The organism is Spirosoma sp. (genome assembly GCF_048594605.1).
Lineage (GTDB): Bacteria > Bacteroidota > Bacteroidia > Cytophagales > Spirosomataceae > Spirosoma.
Genome location: NZ_JBMDWV010000173.1, coordinates 20204 through 39624, shown reverse-complemented (window position 1 = coordinate 39624; position 19421 = coordinate 20204). Strand labels below are relative to the sequence as shown.

Sequence of the window (19421 nt, the reverse complement as noted above, 5' to 3'; positions counted from 1 at the left end):
GAATTCCATTAAAACTGTGGTAAACTTGCGCATAGACCATAAGCTTCTGATAATACGTAGTCTCTTCGGAAAGCCGATGCAGAATAGCCTGATTGATTTTTGAGAGATTGTAGTCAAAGCAGGCTAAAGCTACTTCTTCTTTGCTCCCAAAGTTACCATAAATACTACCCTTCGTTAAGCCGGTAGCCTCGGTCAGATCAGATAACGATGTTCCGGCATATCCTTTCGTATTGAATATCCCCGCTGTTGTTTCAATAATGTACTGACGAGTACGCTCAGCTTTCGACAAATCGTTTTTCATACCACAAATATACCATTTGGTATTTTATTTACCTACCTTTGCTACGTTATTTATCACACTGAGCCATAAACCAATCTAACAAAGCAGGCTCAGGTATTACGTAGATTCAAATACAATGTTACACCGAGTTGTTATCACAGGTATAGGCGCACTGACTCCTATTGGCAACGACATACCAACGTTCTGGCAGAATGTAGTGGCCGGACGTAGTGGAGTGGCCCCTATTACACATTTCGACGCGTCTTTATTTCGAACGCAGTTTGCTGCTGAACTAAAAAATTACAATGCCGCTCAGTATCTAAGCCACTCCGACATCAAGCGAACGGATCCGTTTACGCAGTACGCGCTCATTGCCTCAGATCAGGCCATTAAAGATTCGGGTTTCGACTTTGCCAGTATGGACCCTTACGACGTGGGCGTTATCTGGGGGTCGGGGCAGGGCGGAATGGACGTTTTTGAGGAGCAGGTAACAGAATATGCGCGGGGAAATGGCCAGCCTCGCTTCAGTCCATTCTTTGTACCCAAACTCATTGTCAACATGGCGTCGGGTATGATTTCGATACGTAACGGTTATATGGGTATTAATTATACGACCGTTTCGGCCTGTGCTACGTCAAACACGGCGATCATGGACGCGTTTACATACATCCGGCTTGGGAAGGCTAAAATAATTATCACCGGCGGTTCGGAAGCCCCCATTACACCAGCTTCGTTTGGCGGGTTTAGTGCACTGAAAGCCATGTCGACACGTAACACTGATCCGGCTGCGGCTTCCCGACCGTTCGATGTTCATCGGGATGGATTTGTTATGGGCGAAGGTGCGGGCGCGTTAGTTCTGGAAGAGTACGGACACGCCGTCAAACGTGGCGCAACCATTTACGGCGAAATTACCGGTGCCGCCATGACTGCCGATGCGTATCACATGACGGCTACACATCCAGAAGGGTCAGGAGCAGCCAAAGCTATGCAACTGGCACTCGATGAAGCCAATCTGACTATGGCCGATGTAGACTACCTGAATACGCACGCTACGTCCACACCCGTCGGTGACTTATCAGAGATTAACGCCGTTCGCAAACTGACAGGAAGTGATAACGTAAAGCTAAAAATCAGCGCTACGAAATCGATCACAGGTCATTTGATGGGCGCTGCCGGTGCTATCGAAGCCATTATCTGCCTGCTTTCGATGCGCGACAATATTGTTCCTGCCACGATCAATACAACCGAACTGGACCCGGCAATACCAGAAAACCTAACGATTGTTTTAGGTGAAGCGCTACCTGCGCAGGTTAATACGACTCTGAGTAATACGTTCGGTTTTGGCGGGCATAACGGCACGGTCATTTTCCAGAAGGTATAATTTTCGGACAGGTTCACAGGATAATTCAGGATTCGCATAATCTACTTTATCCGGTACGCCCGCTCGAAGACATAAATTCGCCCGACTGCCTTGACAGCAGATTGTTACATTTCTCTTAGATTTGCACCCTTTTTCCGTTAAAACCGCCGGTTCTTGTCTCTTGCAGACAAGAACCGGTTATGACAAAGACATATAGGGATGGCAACAATTTCCTGCGGAATCGATTTTGGTACGTCAAACTCAAGCGTAGCCATTGCTGATAATGGTAAAATTAGTCTTGTTCCGGTTGAAGAATCGTCTGTAACGATTCCAAGTGCTATTTTCTTCCGGCGGGTTGATAACAAAGCTTTTTATGGCAGAACAGCTGTTAATCTGTTTTTCGACCGGCAGGAAGGCCGCTTTATGCGAAGTTTAAAGCGGGTTCTGGGCACGTCGCTCATGAAACAAGGCACCCTTGTGAATGGCGCTTCCATGAATTTTTCCAGTATCATTAGCTCCTTCCTGAAGCAGATAAAAGATAAAGCGGATGCCGTTGCAGGCCAGGAACTTGACCACGTAGTGATGGGCCGTCCTGTCCATTTTGTAGATAATGATCCAGAAGCCGATGCGCGTGCACAGACTGAATTACAGGCAATAGCGCAACGTATTGGATTTAAGCATATCGCGTTTCAGTTTGAGCCTATTGCAGCTGCTTTCGCCCATGAAGCCCGAATAATTGGTGAAAAGCTCGCCATCGTTGCCGATCTGGGTGGCGGTACATCTGATTTTACAGTGATCAGGCTGTCGAATCAGTACGTTCATAAATCCGATCGATCTTCGGATATTCTAGCCAATACTGGCGTACGAATCGGCGGTAACGATTTTGACAAAGAGCTAAGCTTAGCGGCTATTATGCCTGAACTGGGCTATCGGAGTACATATGGGCCCAAAAATCTGGAAGTTCCGCTAAAACCCTACGTCGACCTGGCTGAATGGAGTAAAGTTAACTTCCTGTATACGCCTAAGATAATTATGCAGGTCCGGCAGTTGTTACACCAATCGCACGATAAACAACGGTATAGACGCTTGTTGAAAGTACTTGAAGATGAAACAGGACACGCGCTTCTGGCGGCTGCTGAAGGTACGAAAATTGCGCTTTCGTCTCAGGACGATTACCAGGCTCCGCTCGACTTTATAGAAGATCGTTTTAGTATATCTGTTAAACAGGAGCTTTTTGATAAAGCTATTGATGAGGATGTTGAAAAAATAGCGGCCTCGGCCAGAGAATGCCTTCGGGAAGCGGGTGTCAGCAAAGAAGCGATCGATTTGGTTATTCTTACAGGAGGCTCTACGGAAGTACGTTCCATACAGGCCGCTTTTAAAAACCTCTTTCCAAACGCAGCCATCGCCGATGAAAACAAGCTTTCCAGTGTTGGTCTTGGTCTGGCTTACGACAGCGAATACAAGTTCGGCCAGAAAGTGAAGCCGGTTAGTCATACGTAGGGATCAAGCTCCTACGGGTCGTTTTCGAGCGCAATTTCCGCCATCGGCTTGCTTGTTTTCCGTAGCATTCTCTTTTAACCAATCTCATGCCACTTGATACGATAACAACGTATCAGTTAGGCTGTTCGCAGTTCTTTTATCGCTTTCTTATAAAAACAGGGGTACTTTTATTGTACTTTTGAAGCGCTTGTCTTGCCACACAACGTGTTCTGGCAAGATTTGATAAATGCGCCAACCATAACCCGCCATCAAGTTAGTTTAACCCCTTTCTATGCAACAGAAAATACGTCGCGAGGACGCTCTTGAATATCATGCCAAAGGTCGTCCGGGCAAACTTGAAGTTATACCCACTAAAGAATACAGCACCCAGGCCGACTTATCATTAGCCTATTCGCCGGGTGTGGCCGAACCTTGCTTAGCAATTGCCGAGAATCGCGAAGACGTCTATAAATATACCGCTAAAGGAAATCTGGTAGCTGTTATCAGCAACGGAACTGCCGTACTGGGCCTGGGCGATATTGGCCCTGAAGCTAGTAAGCCTGTTATGGAAGGAAAAGGGCTGCTCTTCAAAATTTACGCCGACATCGACGTTTTTGACATCGAACTGGACACTAAAAACGTCGATGAGTTTGTTCGGATGGTCAAGATCCTGGAGCCGACATTTGGCGGTGTTAATCTGGAAGACATCAAAGCGCCTGAGTGCTTTGAAATTGAGGAGCGACTCAAAGCCGAACTCAACATCCCGATTATGCACGACGACCAGCATGGCACGGCCATTATTTCGGCAGCCGCTCTGCTGAATGCACTTGAACTGGTTGGCAAGAAGATCGGTGAGGCAAAGATTCTGGTCAATGGCGCGGGAGCGTCGGCTATATCGTGCACGAAGCTGTACATAGCTCTTGGCGCTAACGTCGAGAACGTAGTGATGTGCGATAGCAAAGGCGTTATCCGAGCCGACCGTACCGACCTTGATCAACGGAAAAGTCTGTTTGCCACGAATCGCAATCTGCACACTCTCGAAGAAGCGTTCGCTGGGGCCGACGTATTTATTGGCCTTTCGAAAGGCAACACCGTCAGTCAGGACATGGTACGTTCGATGGCCGAAAACCCGATCGTCTTTGCGATGGCCAATCCCACTCCCGAAATTAGTTATGAAGATGCCATTGCCGCCCGTCCTGACGTTATAATGGCGACAGGCCGATCCGATTATCCAAACCAGGTGAACAACGTATTGGGCTTCCCTTACATTTTTCGGGGCGCTCTCGATGTACGGGCTACGGAAATCAACGAAGCCATGAAACTGGCGGCCGTTCAGGCTCTGGCCGATATGGCCAAGAAACCCGTTCCGGATCTGGTAAATCTGGCTTACAGTACCGATAATCTGATGTTTGGCCGTGGCTACATCATTCCTAAACCCGTTGATCCGCGCCTGCTGGAAACGGTAGCTCCGGCCGTTGCCAAAGCAGCGATGGAATCCGGCGTTGCCCGACAGCCTATTACCGACTGGGAAGCCTACGAGAGTCAGTTAGCTCGTCGATTAGGACAGGATACACGCATCTCACGGGTGATCAATCGGAAAGCCCGGACGAACCCCAAGCGGGTTGTTTTTGCCGACGCCGAAAATCTGAAGGTGTTGAAAGCCGCTCAACAGGTAAAAAACGATGGCGTTGCTCATCCAATTCTGCTAGGCGAAAAAGCCATTATTCAGGAGATGATTACGCAAAATAATCTGGATTTAGGCGATGTGACGATCATTACGCCCCGAAAGGAACAGGAACTGGTTGAGCAGTTTGGCGATCTGTTTTACAAGAAGCGACATCGAAAAGGTATTACGTTGAACGATGCACGTAAACGGATGTTATCGCGTACTCACTTTGGCGCCATGATGGTTGAAACAGGTCAGGCGGATGCGCTGATTTCGGGGTTAACCCACAACTATCCGGATACAATACGTCCGGCGTTGCAGGTAATTGGGAAAGAGCCGGGTGTGCAAAAAGTAGCGGGCATGTACATTCTGCTGACCAACCGAGGCCCGCTGTTTTTCTCCGATACAACCGTTAATATGGACCCAACGGCCGAAGAAATTGTCGAGATTACCGAGCTGACGGCACGCACTGTTGAGCGCTTCAATATCAAACCACGTATTGCGCTCGTTACGTATTCCAATTTTGGCAGTGCAAAGGGTGAGGATGCCGACAAAATGCAGAAGGCCGCCGATATTCTTCAGAAAAAACACCCTGACATGATTGTTGATGGCGCTATGCAGGCCCACCTCGCCTTTAACGTCGATTTGCTACGTCAGAATTACCCGCTAAGTAAACTGGTCGACGAAGGTGCCAATACGCTCATCTTCCCGAACCTATCGGCGGCTAACATTGCCTACAACCTCATGCGTGAAGCAGCCGGGCCCCGTTCGGTCGGTTTTGACGCCATTGGCCCAATTCTGCTGGGAATGCACAAGCCGGTTTATGTATTACAACTTGGTTCATCGGAACGTGAAATTGCCAACATGGTAGCCATTGCTGTTGTAGAAGCGCAGAGCGTTTCGTAAAATGCCAAGGCCCTGATTTTCATACTATCCGGCAAATCTGATCCGTTTTCTGTTCTTAAAATGCCTCAAGTTCATCATCTCACGAGCTATCTGGAAACGATTGCTCCTTTAGCTTATCAGGAATCCTACGATAATGCAGGTCTTGTTGTAGGCGATCCGTCTGCCGAAATAACGGGCGTTCTGGTTACACTTGATGCCACTGAAACCGTTATCGACGAGGCTATTAACAAAGGTTGCAACGTAGTAGTGGCCCATCATCCGATTGTATTTAAAGGTTTGAAAAAGCTGAATGGCAAATCCTACGTTGAGCGAACGGTTATCAAAGCGATTAAACATGACGTAGCGATTTACGCGGCTCACACGAATCTGGACAACGTAGCAGGGGGTGTCAATTTCAAGATTGCGGAAAAACTGAAGCTACAAAACGTTCGTGTTCTGGCTCCCAAAACCCAGGTGTTAAGTAAACTCGTCACCTTTGTACCCGTAGCCGATACGCAACGGGTGCTGGATGTGCTTTATGCAGCCGGAGCAGGTCAAATTGGTGCCTATAAAAATTGTAGTTTTCGAACGAGCGGCACAGGAACGTATCAGCCCGACAACAATGCGAATCCTGCCATTGGCAACGTAGGCGAATACCACGAAGGGCCCGAAAACCGTATTGAGGTAATTGTTCCAGCGTATCAGCAAAATCAACTGCTGGCAGCGCTACGGCAGGCACATCCTTATGAAGAAGTAGCCTATTACCTCACTACATTAGACAATCAGAATCAGGAAGTTGGCTCGGGGGCTATCGGCAAATTAGCTGACCCACTGGATGGACAATCGTGGCTTGTGTATCTGAAAGAGCAGATGAATCTGAATCTGATTCGATACACTCCCCTGCCCGACCGCCCCATTCAATATGTAGCCGTTTGCGGAGGGGTAGGTAGTTTTTTATTACCCGATGCTATACGGGCTAAAGCCGACGTTTTTGTGACCGCCGACTATAAATATCACGAGTTTTTTGACGCTGACGGACGGATCAGTATCTGCGATATTGGGCATTACGAAAGTGAAGTATTTACGAAAGAATTGATTTGCGGGCATTTGGCAAAAAAATTCACTACTTTTGCGGTAATTTTATCAGAAACGGAAACGAATCCGGTTCGGTACTTTTAATGAATAATGTATAACGAATAATGTGAAACTCCAAGACTTTTGACTGTCAATGAGTTACGGCATCAATCATTGTACATTAAACATTATTCATTATACCTTATATAAAAACAGAACTTCCGAATGGAACTAACGATTGCGCAAAAATTAGACGCTCTTCTGAAACTGCAATCTTTTGATTCTCAATTAGACGAACTCATTAAAATCCGCGGTGGACTGCCTGAAGAAGTCCGCGATCTGGAAGATGATATTGCTGGGTTTGAAACACGTATTGGCAAGTTCCAGACCGAAATTAAGGCCTTGGAAGAAGATATTGAGCGCAACCGTGTAGCCAAGAAAGACGCCGAAAAGCTGATCACGAAATACAAAGATCAGCAAATGAACGTCCGCAACAATCGCGAATTTGACGCCATTTCTAAAGAGATTGAGCTTCAATCCCTTGAAATTGAACTGGTTGAAAAACGTGCGAACGAAGCTCAGTTCCGCGTTCGGGGAAAAGAAGAGGAAATCAAAAACACGCAATCTGCCCTGAATGAACGGAAAGAAGATCTGAAAGCCAAAAAGCAGGAACTGGATCAGATTACTTCGGAAAGCCAGGAAGAAGAAAAGGAAATTATCAGACAGCGCGACGAACAGTCTAAAACCATTGAATCGCGCTTGCTGAATTCTTACAACAAAATTCGCGATAATGCGCTGAACGGGCTGGCGGTAGTGACGGTAAAACGGGGTGCCTGTGGCGGTTGCTTTAACGTAGTGCCCCCTCAGCGTCAGGCTGATATTAAAGACAAAAAGAAAATCATCGTCTGCGAACACTGCGGTCGGATCCTGGCCGATGTAGAAGGGGCTCCTGAGCCTGCTCCCGTGGGTCGTGGTCGGTAGAACGTAACAAAATATGAAGGGTCTTTTGGCAATAGCACCGGGTTTCAGCCCGGTGTTTTTGTTTGTGCTTATGTGCATTTCTGTCCCGACTTTCGGTCAGGATTTTGTCTGGACATCGGGACTCCAACAAGCCTATGCTGATCTGCAAAAACTCAAAGTTCAGGCCGCTCAACAGCAATTAGCGGCTGAATCGTCTCAAAACGGTATTCGTATTTTTCTGGACGATTATGTTGATATGCTTACTCTCGTAAGTTCTGACGATAATGCTACGTTCGAGAATATAGGAGATCGGGAAGAGGAGCGGCTTGACATGCTAAAAAAATTAGATAATAATTCTCCCTGGAAACGGGTCATTCAGGCGGAAATAAGGCTACACTGGGCTTTTGTCAAGCTCAAGTTCGGCAAGGAAATCAGTGCAAGCTGGGACGTAATACGTGCTTTTAAACTCCTGACAGAGAATCAGAAACGATTTCCAAATTTTCTACCTACGTATAAATCGCTCGGAACGCTGCACGTAATGATTGGCTCCGTACCGGACAATTACGTCTGGGTGGCGAATCTGCTTGGCCTGCATGGCAGTATCGGACAAGGACAACAGGAGTTAGAACGAGCTCAACAGGACCCTACTTTCCGACTCGAAGCCCAATTGATTGAGCTGATGATAAACGCTTACGTACTGAAATTCAGCGACTCCGATGGGCAAACCCTACAGCGATTAGTCAGCGAAAACCCGGATAATTTGCTGCTTTATTTTTTCGGAGCTACCATTGAACTAAAGAACGGCCACAGCGAATTGGCGTTACGTTACCTGAGCAATCGCCCAACCGGCCGTGCTTATTATCCACTACCCGTTATTGAAAACATTCTGGGGGATATTTACCTGCAGAAAGGCGAATATGCTACGTCCATTACCCATTTTCATCGATTTCTGGCTGCTTACAAAGGAGAAAACTTCCTCAAAGATTCGTACTATAAACTGTTTCTATGCCACTGGCTCGCCAATGAACCGGAAACAAAGTCACGGCCTTTTTTGCAAAAAGTCAGTACCATAGGACGTACTACGGTCGAGTCCGACAAAGCGGCTCAGAAGTTTGCCGAAGCGTATTTAAATAAAGGCGTCTCTGCAAATTATAAAGTGCTGATGCGCGCCCGGTTAGCTTCAGACGGTGGTTTTACTGACTCAGCTCTGGCGTATCTGCGCCCTTACACCGAAGCAAAATTTCCGCTTGTAGCCGAGAAAGCCGAATACAACTACCGGCTGGGACGTATTTACCAACGTCGGGACGCACCTGACGTAGCTATTCCTTACCTAAGTCGGGCGCTTACCCTGAGCGAACCCGATCAGCTTTCCTTTGGTGCAACAGCCGCCTTACAGTTAGGGTATATCTATCAACAAAAAAAAGACCGGACACGGGCTCGGTCTTTCTTCCAGAAGGCTCTCAGTTTTAAACGCCACGAATACAAAAACAGCGTGGACAACAAAGCGCGGGCGGCATTGAGTAGCCTGTAGTAAAAAGATACGCCATGTCTTCAAGACATGGCGTATCTTTTTACGAATCTATTTTTCTGCTATTGACTTTACTATTCCAAAGCAGCCACACCCGGCAGCACCTTGCCTTCCATATATTCGAGCAGTGCACCGCCACCCGTCGATACGTAGCTGACACGGTCGCCGTAACCCGCCTGATTGATCGCTGAAGCGGAGTCGCCACCACCGATGAGCGAGAAAGCGCCGTTTTCTTCCGTTGCTTTTACGACAGCTTCGGCAATAGCATCAGTTCCTTTGGCAAAGTTTTCGAACTCAAACACGCCCATCGGACCATTCCAAAGGATTGTTTTTGACGCCAGCACTACGTCAGTGAATTTTTTGATAGTTTCCGGGCCAATGTCAAGACCTTCCCATCCGTCCGGAATCTGGCCAGTTGCCACTGTTTGCCGATTAGCGTCATTGGAAAACCCATCTGCACACACATTATCGACAGGCATATATAGTTTCACGCCTTTTTCTTCAGCCTTTTTCAATAAATCAAGAGCCAGCTCTTGTTTATCGGCTTCGAGCAGTGAATTACCAATCTGGCCACCTTGCGCTTTCGTAAACGTATAGGTCATCCCTCCGCCAATGATCAGATTATCAACCTTATCGAGCAATTTTTCGATGATCAGGATTTTGTCGGAAATTTTAGCCCCCCCCATAATGGCCGTGAACGGACGCTCGGCACTTTCCAGGATCTTTTTAGCATTATCCAGCTCAGCCTGCATGACGTAGCCAGCTACGCGTTCATCGAAAAACTGTCCCATTACGGCCGTACTGGCATGGGCGCGGTGAGCCGTTCCGAACGCATCGTTTACCCAAACATCGCCGAGTTTGGAAAGCTTCTCAGCAAACGCTACGTCGCCTTTTTCTTCTTCTTTGTAAAAACGAAGATTTTCGAGTAACAGAATTTCGCCCGGCTGCAAGCTGGCAGCCTGATCGATAGCCGACGGACCAATGCAGTCGTCGGCAAATTTTACATCGCGCCCGAAAGCTTCTTTCAGCGCGGGCAATAAATGTTTCAGTGAATATTTTTCTTCGGGACCACCTTTCGGCCGACCAAGGTGAGACATTAAAATAGCCGAGCCGCCATCATTCACGATTTTCATGACGGTCGGAATAGTTGCTTTAATGCGGGTGTCGTCAGTGACGTTAAATTCTTTGTCGAGGGGCACGTTGAAGTCTACCCGGACGAGGGCCTTCTTGCCGGCAAAGTTGTAGGAGTCTACGGTTTTCATGCGACTACGTATGGTCGTTGGTTTGCGGGCTCAAACTTAGCGGTTTTTCGGCAGATGAGAACGGGAAGTTTATCAACGATACGTTGTAATCCAGAATTCGAAATCCTAGTTGCATCAATATTTCCCTCCGCTGCCACCACCGCCGAAGTTCCCACCGCCAAAGTTCAGGTCATTTTTTGGTGTATGATGCGCCCCTGACGCGGCCTGCATCGAAGCCAGTGTTCCCACATCACCCAGAAACTCGTTAGGCGAATCGTCGTCGGGTACGTCGGTGAAGCCAAGTTTTGGTTCGTTGCGCAAGAACTGAATTCCAGCCACAGCAATTAGAATCAGCACTATCCCGCCGATGGTCAGGCTAACGTTAAGCGGCACTAAAGCATGGTATTCATGAACAGTCATAACGGCTGCAATCCATCCTAATACACCCAGAATGAGCAACATCCGATTTCTTTTCACTAAACCTTGCCACAAATAAATGGTCGGAATCACAAACGTCAGTAACCAGAACAGCCAGGATAAAGCAATTTCGGGCGCTCCAGTCTGTCGGGAAGCAAGCAGACTGGAGCGGATCAAAAGCCCATTCAGTTCGCGCACTACGTAATAATTTCCGCTGGCAGCCACCATAATGAGCGCAACCCACTGCGCCAGATTCAGCGGATCGGTATAATAAACCTGCTTTGGATTCTGTCGGATGATGTACTTGACGCCCAGATACAGCAGGACAGATATACCCATCATGACAAACGGCAGAACATCTTTTCCCCAACTGAATTTGATAAGGCTATCAAAGATAAATGCATAAAACGTAGCAAGCGTAAAGAAGCCAATGAGGGTATCCCCGTAGTACCAGAGAATTGCCAATAACAAGGGTAACGTAACGAAGCAATGCGTAGTCGTCGAAAGTCCGTTCGGTAAAAATTGATTCAGACCAAAAGTCAGAAATCCAGCTAGAGTAGCAACAAAGGCGTTGTCGATCCCATTCCGATAGAGAAGCCTTCGATTGATAAGGATCTGGCCGACTACACCTATTCCAATCCCGAATGCTACGTTGAATACACTATACGTCCTTTGATTATCCAATACCATTGAAAAGATACTGGCAGGTAATAAATAACAGGCCAGTATAGCTACCGTTGTAAACAGAAACAAGCCTATTTCGATGAAACCGTTGGTTTGCCGAAACTCCACCGGATACGTCTGTCTTACAGCAGCAATCTGTTGATCAGATACTAGTTTCTGCCGATACCAGCGTTCTGCCTGCTCCAGAATAGTGCGGTTATAAATCCACTGTTCGTTATACGCTTTCATGCCGTTCGTTTTCCTTTTGGCAGCTGACTCATCAGATAATACACAATGGCCGTACCCGTCAGGATGAAATACCAGTAATAAATGTTGTCGCCTAATTTCCCTAAGCGCAGGTAATGAAAAACGATATACGTAGCGCCGATGTAGCCGTAAATCACACTGATAAGCAGATAAATAAACGACCCGGTTGTGTTCGCAAGACGACGTTCCCGTCGGGCGTACTGATCGAAAGCAATACACGTAACGGCTAATCCAATGGCAAATCCGATCCATTGATCTTCAAAATTGAACAACCCTCCTAACAATGCAACCAGCAACAGATTTCCGGCAATGGTCAGGTACGTATAAGTAAAATGTGGTTTGATACGTTGCCGCTCCAGAACCAGGGCCGATGTAATCAGGACAAGGGCAAGACCAATAGCTGAGAAGACGGTTTTTTGATCGAAAAAATTGGTTTTGAAATAAAGTTCGAGTGGCCGTACCGTTACGCCTACCCATGAGATCAATGCCGTGAGTGCCATACCTAATACGCCCCGATGATCGAAGCGATACGCTAACGGCAGAAATAGCGCAGCAGGCAGTAAGGTTACCAGACCGTAACGCGTGCCGAATACGTTGTATGCATATTGCGCATAGCCTTCCAGGGTTAGAAACAGCAGGCAGGAAAGAATAAGCGCGTAATCGCCAAACGACGAGCGGCTTTTCGTTTGGTCGGGCGTCCATTCCGGTCGGTTTCGCCACGCAAAAACAAAACATCCGACGCAGGCCACCGCAATGGCAACCAGCAAAGCACCGTGGCCGATCTGATCAAAATTATCGTACACTAACAGACCTAAGCCTGAGCTTAACAGCAGGATGCCAAGGTAGAGTATCGAACGTAGCTCCCAATGAACGGAAAATGGTCTTTTCTGCTCAATTTCGGCAAGTTTGACCTGTTGCTCAGGTGGTATAATTCCTTGTTTACTTAACTCGTTCAGTACGTCGGTTGGGGACATAAACGGTTCTTTTTTTGTTGTATTTATATGGTCGGACGACAGAAAATTATCCTAACCCCCCTATATTATCTCGACAACTTCCGCTACGTACTGTTTTTTGTCACGCGACTCTACGGCAATCTGTTAAACGATGCCGAATGGGATTTTGTGCGCCGATTTGAAGCGCTGAGTCTCGATGCTCAATGTCTGTACGTACGGCTTAGTAACCGCAAAGGACTCTTTTTTCGCATTAACAAACTACAATACAACGAAATTACTGACTTACCGGCGGCTGTTGGTGAGCTGATTACGGCTGGTTTTATCGAGCGATTATCGCCCCAGCACGAGATTATGGGTGACGACTCATTGAGTGTCTTCACTAAACCTGAGTTGCTGGAGCTACTGCCGCTGGAACCCGAAGAAATCAGGCCGCTTTCCAAAGAAAAGAAGGAAGCCGTAGTACGTTACGCATTGCAAGAACTCGATTTTGGCGAAATTGTCACGAGCCTGACCACGCGCGAAACGGTTGTCAAAATGAATTTTGAGGCCGAAGGCATGATGGTAAAATACCTGTTCTTTGGTAACCGGGGCGCTAACATGACTGAATTTGTTGTTCGCGACCTGGGCATGGTCAACTTTGAACGTTATGATGAGAGTAAGCTAACGGCCCGTTTTCGGACTCGTAAAGAGGTGGAAGACAAATTGCTGATTTCATTAACAAACGAAGAATTCTATGACCTAAAGGAGTCGGAAACGCCTGCCGAAGACATTTATAACTGGTTTTTGAACTGGAATGAAACTCGTCCGGAACTGACTGAAATTGCTATTCCGGGTTATCAGAAATTAGTATGTCGGGTTGGTGGTTATCTGGAACGGCAGAAGTTGCCCGATCAGGCGCTGGCAGTTTATGAACTTTCGGATCGCGTACCCGCGCGTGAGCGTCGAGTTCGTCTTCTCTTCCGCAACGGTTCAGTAGACGAAGCCCTGGCCCTCTGCGACGAAATTGCGTTAAACCCACTAAACGCCGAAGAGCGCTACTTTGCCAATGATTTTCGGGATAAAATTCTGAGTGCGGGCGAAAAGAAACGGACGCGCAAGGCCACTACACGCTTTTTGTCGGATGCAGAGAGCGTCAACATTCCGGCGGCTTACCGGCACCACGTCGAAGCAGGTGTCATGAACTATTATCTGGAGCAGGATTACGAAGCAGCCTTTACCGAAAATTACCCCTGGCGGAGCCTCTTCGGGCTTGTTTTCTGGGACATTATTTACGACGCGAACGTATCGGCCATTCACCATCCGCTGCAACGCGCCCCATCGGACTTTTACTTACCTGATTTTTACGTCAAGCGCGAGGATTTGCTAAAGAAGCGACTGAACGAACTGGCGACGAAAGACGACTGGCGACGCCATACGGGACGAATGTTCAACGCCAAATATGGCATCACTAACGTACTGGTTGACTGGTCCGACGAACTGCTGACACTCGTGCAGCGAATGATCGACTTGCTGGACGTTGAGCAACTTCGACTGATTTTGCTCGAAATGTCGCGCAACCTCCGCGAGCACACGCGCGGCTTCCCTGACTTACTGATCTGGAACGATCAGGGAAAGTACGAATTTGTAGAGGTCAAATCACCAACCGACCACCTTGGCCCCCAGCAACTACACTGGCTGGAATTTTTCCAAACTATTGGTGTCCACGGGAAAGTGGTACGTGTGATTTGGGAACTCTAGAAACCATCCGGTCAGGTATGCCTACACGTAGCCAATCCGCAGAAATACTGGAAACGATAGTTCGCGTTCTTCGTCGCCCCATATAGGCCTAAACGTTTCTCCCAATTCAGTTGTGGGATCTTCTTCGTTTTCGTGAATGTACTGCCGCACGGCCGACCAGGTCCGCAAATAATTCAGAAAGCGGTCGAGCGACCAGGTACGTCGAATGCTAAATTCGGCCCGTTGAGCTTTAGCAAACGGAAACGGTAACGTAGTGTAGGCATCGTCAACATATTTTCGTTGGGGGTCCCAGTAAGGCCCAATGCGGTTCCGATAAAAATCCAGCATGATCGAATCCAGATCAGATAGGCCAAGATTAACCAACCCATAACCCCATTCGGCAATCACAGCGCCGGGCCTTGCTACGCGACGAACTTCTTCATGGAATTTGTCGACATTGAACCAGTGTAAAGCTTGCGCTACGGTAATCAAATCGAAGGTTTGATCAGCAAAGGGCGTCTGTTCGGCGGAACTAATCTGATAATGAATATTTGGTTTCTGTACGGCGCGGGCTAGTTGCGTATCACTAATATCAGTTGCTTCAACCTGATCAAAAAACTCGGATAACGTACCGGCAACCTGACCATTTCCGGTGGCGCAATCCCAGGCTATTTGCCGGTTTTCTGCAAAAGAGAGCACAAAATCGAATAATTCGGATGGGTAATCGATACGGTACTGAGCATAAAGGTTAGCGTGACCAGAGAAGCGATCGAGAGGCTGCATAATTTTTTATTTCACCAATTTTAAACGTTTTCGGGGAATAAATGTCTAATGTTTAGTTTAATAGGAAAAACCAAAGCCAAAATTGGGTTATCATTTGAAACCGTATATTTTTGCGAGGCTTACTTATGGCTAATTACCGAATCTGTTCATCCAATTTATTGCTTACCTGATCTCATGAAAAAACCATTTGGCATTCTGATTGCTTCGGCTGCACTGGCCGTAGCTTCTTTCGACGCTAACGCTCAGGCACCAGCCGATATTCCGGCAGATATGAATGCTCTGATGACAAAGTACACCTGCATTGCCTGCCATCGCCCAAACCAGCGTCTGGTAGGTCCGGCTTACGTCGATGTAGCTAAAAAGAATTACTCGGACGAGGAAATCGTTAACCTAATTTACAATCCAATTCCAGCACACTGGCCGGGATATCCTCCAATGGCGCCAATGAAGCAGGTTCCTAAGGAAGATGCGATGAAATTGGCTAGCTGGATCAACTCGTTGGATGGTGGAGCGAAGAAGTCGTCTACGAAGAAGACGACCACTAAAAAAACGACCAAGAAAGCTTAACACCATAATTTCTGGTTACACAAAAAAGGCTCTTCCCAGGAAGAGCCTTTTTTGTGTAACCAGAAACTCATGACTAATTAATCATCTGATTGCATGCACAGGTTTTTATAATGCTCTGGCTGATTGCTCATTGTAATAGGACTTATCGTAGTGATTCAGCTACAATGCCCGGATAAAGTATTCATTCCTGGAAAGCTTCAGCTGTTAACTGTCCGCGCCCGTCATAGTTCTCTGTCGAACGGCCTCATACAAGACTACCCCTGTCGCTACTGATACGTTTAGTGAACCTACGGCACCTAACAAAGGAATCTTAACATGTGTATCCGCCATACGTAGCAACTCAGGCGAAATTCCATCTTCTTCTGAGCCCATAATGATGGCAATCGGCCCGGTTAGATCAGTGTTACGTTCGTAGAGATCCCGGCTCGATTTTTCGGTACAGGCAATAACCGCTATGCCGCTCTGCTGAAGGTACTTTACCGTTTCGGTCAGGTCAGGCTCCCGGCAAACCGAAATATGATTCAATGCTCCCGATGATGTTTTCATCGCATCGGAGTTGATGGCAGCAGCTCCTCGCCCCGGAATCACAATACACTGTACGCCTGTACATTCGGCTGTGCGGGCAATTCCTCCAAAGTTCCGAACGTCCGTAATTCGATCAAGCAGTAATAAGAAGGGAACCTCGCCCCGTTCGTACACGTCAGCAATCACATTGGATAACTTAACGTACTGAACCTGAGCGACCAGACAAACGACTCCCTGGTGATTCTTACGCGTCAGCCGGTCAAGTTTTTCTACGGGCACGCGCTGAATCGTTACGCGATTTTGAAAGGCTAAGTTCTGAATTTCAGGATTACTCAGCCCTTTTTCCATGTATAATTTATCAATCTGCTGATCAGAACGTAACGTCTCGATCACAGATTGAATACCGAATACCATCTCATCGGGCTGAGGTCGAAACTGGGGTCGTGGTCGAGAATGGCGTTGAAATTGCTGGGGCATTAACTTTTCTAGTATTAAATGACAAAATTATTGAATGATAAAATGGCTGAATCAGGCTAGGCTTATGCCCAGCAATTCAACCATTTTATCATTCAATAATTAATTTATTCGCGAATAGCGCCGGTTCGCCATGATTCAACGATTGGATACCAAATTGGCTGATACTCAATATAACGTACCAGTTCGTAGTGATCATCAACGAATTGATTGGCTTTTTTCGTAAATGTAAAATTCACCTCCGATACGTTAGCCCGACGATTATAAACCCACACTTCACGCTCCCGGTTCCGCTGCACGCGATCCGGAGCCCCCAGTATGATGTATATCATTCCTTTGTCGGTTTTCCAGCCTTCCTTATACGTAGTGAATAATCGATTAGCTTCTTCAACCCGGTCGAAATAAGCTCTTATTGTTTTTCTGGCCACGGCTTCATTCCCCGACATCATCCCTAACCAATACTTATCAAAGGCTTTTTTGGTATCCTGTGCCTGGTTTAATTCACCTATTTCGCTACTGGTGCTCATATACAGGACGGGTTTGATGAGCTTTTCGGGACGCGTCAATTTTGGAAACCGCTTATCGGTTACAACTAAACCGATGCCTGATTCTGCGGTTGTGTCTTCGACGAAATAATAAAGGCCTTCGCGAGGAATGACAAACGGTTGATTAGTTGTGATGGTCAACGTCGAATCCACCGCAAGGGAACGGGACGCCGGGCGAGGTGCGGTATTCATGGGAGACGAGGCTGCGTCAAAATCATGCCGGTAACGAACTCCGAAAAGTGACTTACTAGCGCCATTAACATCCCGAATAAGTACGGTGTCGCCTGCATTAACGTAATTGCGCAACTGCGGCTGTTGCCCATTTTTGTCAAATAATGTAAAACGATCGCTCAACTTGGCTCCTTTGAAGCGTAGTGGTAAGTCGTTACGTGCCTTTGTCCCGCTGCCTGTTTCGGTTATTTCAGTGAGCAGAACGGCACTAGCGGCATCTTTGGGGCGCTTTACATCAAAGGTTAGCGTAAGATGATCACCCTCCTGATGAATGGATTGATCATTAATAGTGACTGTTCCATAGCCTAGCCGGTCCCGATTGTTATAATCGGGATACATAACATAAGCAACCATAAAATGCTCCGCAAAATCTGCCGGTTTTACTATTGGCTCACCCGTAGGCGATTTAGCGGTCAAGTTCATGTAAACTCGAACATTCGTCGTATCAATTGCCAGAAACTTCCCTTTGATCGACGTAACCATCCATTCGCCGGATGTTTTGGACGGCAGTGCTGGTGTTGTTCCTAAGGCAGGGCCATCTGTCATTACTTTAACAGGGGCAGAAGCCTGGGAAGTCGCGGCACGCGAATCGCTGGAGGTAGATCCTGCACCAGTCGTGGCAGTTCCATCACCCGCTTGATTGGTACGTCCGGTAGCGGGGCCATTAGCCGGGCGAACGGTAGGCTGATTTTGCTGAGCTTCAGTACGAGCATCGTAGGCAGCATTGATACGATCTTGCTGCTTTTTTTTGTTAGCGGCACAAGCTGACAAAAGGAAAATTAAAAACAGAGCAGATAAAAGGCGCATAAACAATCTTTACGCTTATTTTTTGCCTCGAGTTTTATCTCAAGTAATTTCTAAAACAAAAGTTACATCAACTATATCATTACTTATAACGAAAAAATGAGTCTATTTGGGTTAATGAAGACCTGCATTTTTCCACAAAAGAGTAATTTTGTAGGTTGAATTGCAAGCTTATGTATAAGACCACCGAAATCACGTCTGCCGAAATTGCCTCTGATAACCCTGTTCACCAACGTTTGCTGTTTCCCTATGTCGAAGCGGCTAAGCTGGTGAGCGGCAATGTACTTGAAATTGGCTGTGGCTGGGGACGGGGCCTGGAGTTGCTCACCAAAGCTGCAGATCACTACACAGGCATTGATAAAAACCAGGAACTAATTGCCTCTCTTGGCAAAGCTTACCCAGATGCTACGTTCGTAGCTGCAAATATTCCCCCCCTTAAAGGTTTAGCTGACAATACGTTCGATTACATCGTTACGTTCCAGGTAATTGAGCATATTGAGAACGATGATTTATTTATCAAAGAAGCCTATCGTGTGCTAAAGCCGGGTGGTAAACTTCTGCTTACGACTGTCAACAGAACGTTTTCGCTCACACGTAACCCATGGCATGTTCGGGAATATTATGCCGATGGTTTGAAATCGTTAATAACCAAATACTTTCCAAAGATTGAAACGCGTGGTATTCATGGCAACGAGAAGGTAATGACGTACTATGAACAGAACAAAGAGTCTGTTAAAAAACTAACGCGCTTCGACATTTTTAATCTGCAATACCGACTCCCTCGGCGACTGCTACAGGTTCCCTACGATCTGATGAACCGCCTGAATCGCAACCGACTTTTACAGGCGGACGGATTGGCTGCTGAGATTAATCACACGGATTACATAATCAGTAATGACCCCGCAGGTAGTTTAGACTTCTTCTACGTAGCAACGAAGTAATTGTATTGCTTATGAACTACACTGCCGCCGAAGGGAATGGTATTACCACAGCTAATATA

Annotated in this window: 16 protein-coding genes; 9 read left to right on the top strand and 7 right to left on the bottom strand. The window is 47.1% G+C overall.

Annotation, left to right across the window (positions count from 1 at the left end):
* The coding region (locus ACOJS8_RS10965) for a TetR/AcrR family transcriptional regulator (protein ID WP_420148583.1) at positions 1–301 on the bottom strand (301 nt) is incomplete at its 3' end.
* A 115-nt stretch (positions 302–416) separates the two neighbouring features.
* Here ACOJS8_RS10965 and fabF point away from each other — a divergent pair.
* The 6 genes from fabF to ACOJS8_RS10935 all read left to right on the top strand — a co-directional run bounded on the left by fabF (position 417) and on the right by ACOJS8_RS10935 (position 9238).
* Positions 417–1661, top strand: coding sequence for a beta-ketoacyl-ACP synthase II (gene fabF, locus ACOJS8_RS10960; RefSeq protein ID WP_420148582.1), 1245 nt, complete (start codon positions 417–419; stop codon positions 1659–1661).
* Positions 1662–1859: 198 nt separating this feature from the next.
* Positions 1860–3143, top strand: coding sequence for an Hsp70 family protein (locus ACOJS8_RS10955; RefSeq protein WP_420148581.1), 1284 nt, complete (start codon positions 1860–1862; stop codon positions 3141–3143).
* Positions 3144–3414: 271 nt separating this feature from the next.
* A complete protein-coding gene (locus ACOJS8_RS10950) occupies positions 3415–5694 on the top strand; it encodes an NADP-dependent malic enzyme (RefSeq protein ID WP_420148580.1) in 2280 nt (759 codons plus the stop codon).
* 60 nt (positions 5695–5754) lie between these two features.
* Positions 5755–6852: a Nif3-like dinuclear metal center hexameric protein gene (locus tag ACOJS8_RS10945; RefSeq protein ID WP_420148579.1), complete on the top strand. Its 1098-nt coding sequence runs from the start codon at positions 5755–5757 to the stop codon at positions 6850–6852.
* Positions 6853–6972: 120 nt separating this feature from the next.
* The gene (locus tag ACOJS8_RS10940; RefSeq protein WP_420148578.1) at positions 6973–7728 is read left to right on the top strand and encodes a zinc ribbon domain-containing protein; all 756 of its coding nucleotides are present in this window, start codon (positions 6973–6975) and stop codon (positions 7726–7728) included.
* 13 nt (positions 7729–7741) lie between these two features.
* Positions 7742–9238, top strand: coding sequence for a hypothetical protein (locus tag ACOJS8_RS10935; protein ID WP_420148577.1), 1497 nt, complete (start codon positions 7742–7744; stop codon positions 9236–9238).
* Positions 9239–9309: 71 nt separating this feature from the next.
* Here the strand turns inward: ACOJS8_RS10935 and ACOJS8_RS10930 are convergent, their stop codons facing one another.
* The 3 genes from ACOJS8_RS10930 to ACOJS8_RS10920 form a co-directional block, all read right to left on the bottom strand.
* Positions 9310–10497 carry a phosphoglycerate kinase gene (locus ACOJS8_RS10930; RefSeq protein ID WP_420148576.1) on the bottom strand — a complete coding sequence of 396 codons (1188 nt, stop codon included), beginning with the start codon at positions 10495–10497 and terminating at the stop codon, positions 9310–9312.
* 114 nt (positions 10498–10611) lie between these two features.
* Positions 10612–11805, bottom strand: a complete 1194-nt coding sequence (locus ACOJS8_RS10925) for a hypothetical protein (protein ID WP_420148575.1) — start codon at positions 11803–11805, stop codon at positions 10612–10614.
* On the bottom strand, positions 11802–12797 hold the full coding sequence (locus ACOJS8_RS10920; protein ID WP_420148574.1) for a DUF2157 domain-containing protein: 996 nt from the start codon (positions 12795–12797) through the stop codon (positions 11802–11804). Before ACOJS8_RS10920 ends, ACOJS8_RS10925 begins: the two co-directional genes overlap by 4 nt.
* Before the next feature lie 27 nt (positions 12798–12824).
* Between ACOJS8_RS10920 and ACOJS8_RS10915 the strand changes: the two genes are divergently transcribed.
* Entirely contained in the window at positions 12825–14513 is a 1689-nt protein-coding gene (locus tag ACOJS8_RS10915; RefSeq protein ID WP_420148573.1) for a VRR-NUC domain-containing protein, read from the top strand.
* A gap of 21 nt (positions 14514–14534) precedes the next feature.
* On the opposite strand, the gene ACOJS8_RS10910 is transcribed toward ACOJS8_RS10915, so the two are convergent.
* A complete protein-coding gene (locus ACOJS8_RS10910) occupies positions 14535–15275 on the bottom strand; it encodes a class I SAM-dependent methyltransferase (protein WP_420148572.1) in 741 nt (246 codons plus the stop codon).
* A gap of 174 nt (positions 15276–15449) precedes the next feature.
* Here ACOJS8_RS10910 and ACOJS8_RS10905 point away from each other — a divergent pair, with 174 nt between their 5' ends.
* A complete protein-coding gene (locus ACOJS8_RS10905; RefSeq protein WP_420148571.1) occupies positions 15450–15842 on the top strand; it encodes a c-type cytochrome in 393 nt (130 codons plus the stop codon).
* 204 nt (positions 15843–16046) lie between these two features.
* On the opposite strand, the gene rlmB is transcribed toward ACOJS8_RS10905, so the two are convergent.
* Both rlmB and ACOJS8_RS10895 read right to left on the bottom strand, forming a co-directional pair.
* Positions 16047–16844, bottom strand: coding sequence for a 23S rRNA (guanosine(2251)-2'-O)-methyltransferase RlmB (rlmB, locus tag ACOJS8_RS10900; RefSeq protein ID WP_420148570.1), 798 nt, complete (start codon positions 16842–16844; stop codon positions 16047–16049).
* Positions 16845–16948: 104 nt separating this feature from the next.
* A complete protein-coding gene (locus ACOJS8_RS10895; RefSeq protein WP_420148569.1) occupies positions 16949–18424 on the bottom strand; it encodes a GWxTD domain-containing protein in 1476 nt (491 codons plus the stop codon).
* Positions 18425–18594: 170 nt separating this feature from the next.
* Here ACOJS8_RS10895 and ACOJS8_RS10890 point away from each other — a divergent pair, with 170 nt between their 5' ends.
* Positions 18595–19362 carry a class I SAM-dependent methyltransferase gene (locus ACOJS8_RS10890; protein ID WP_420148568.1) on the top strand — a complete coding sequence of 256 codons (768 nt, stop codon included), beginning with the start codon at positions 18595–18597 and terminating at the stop codon, positions 19360–19362.
* Positions 19363–19421 lie beyond the last annotated feature (59 nt).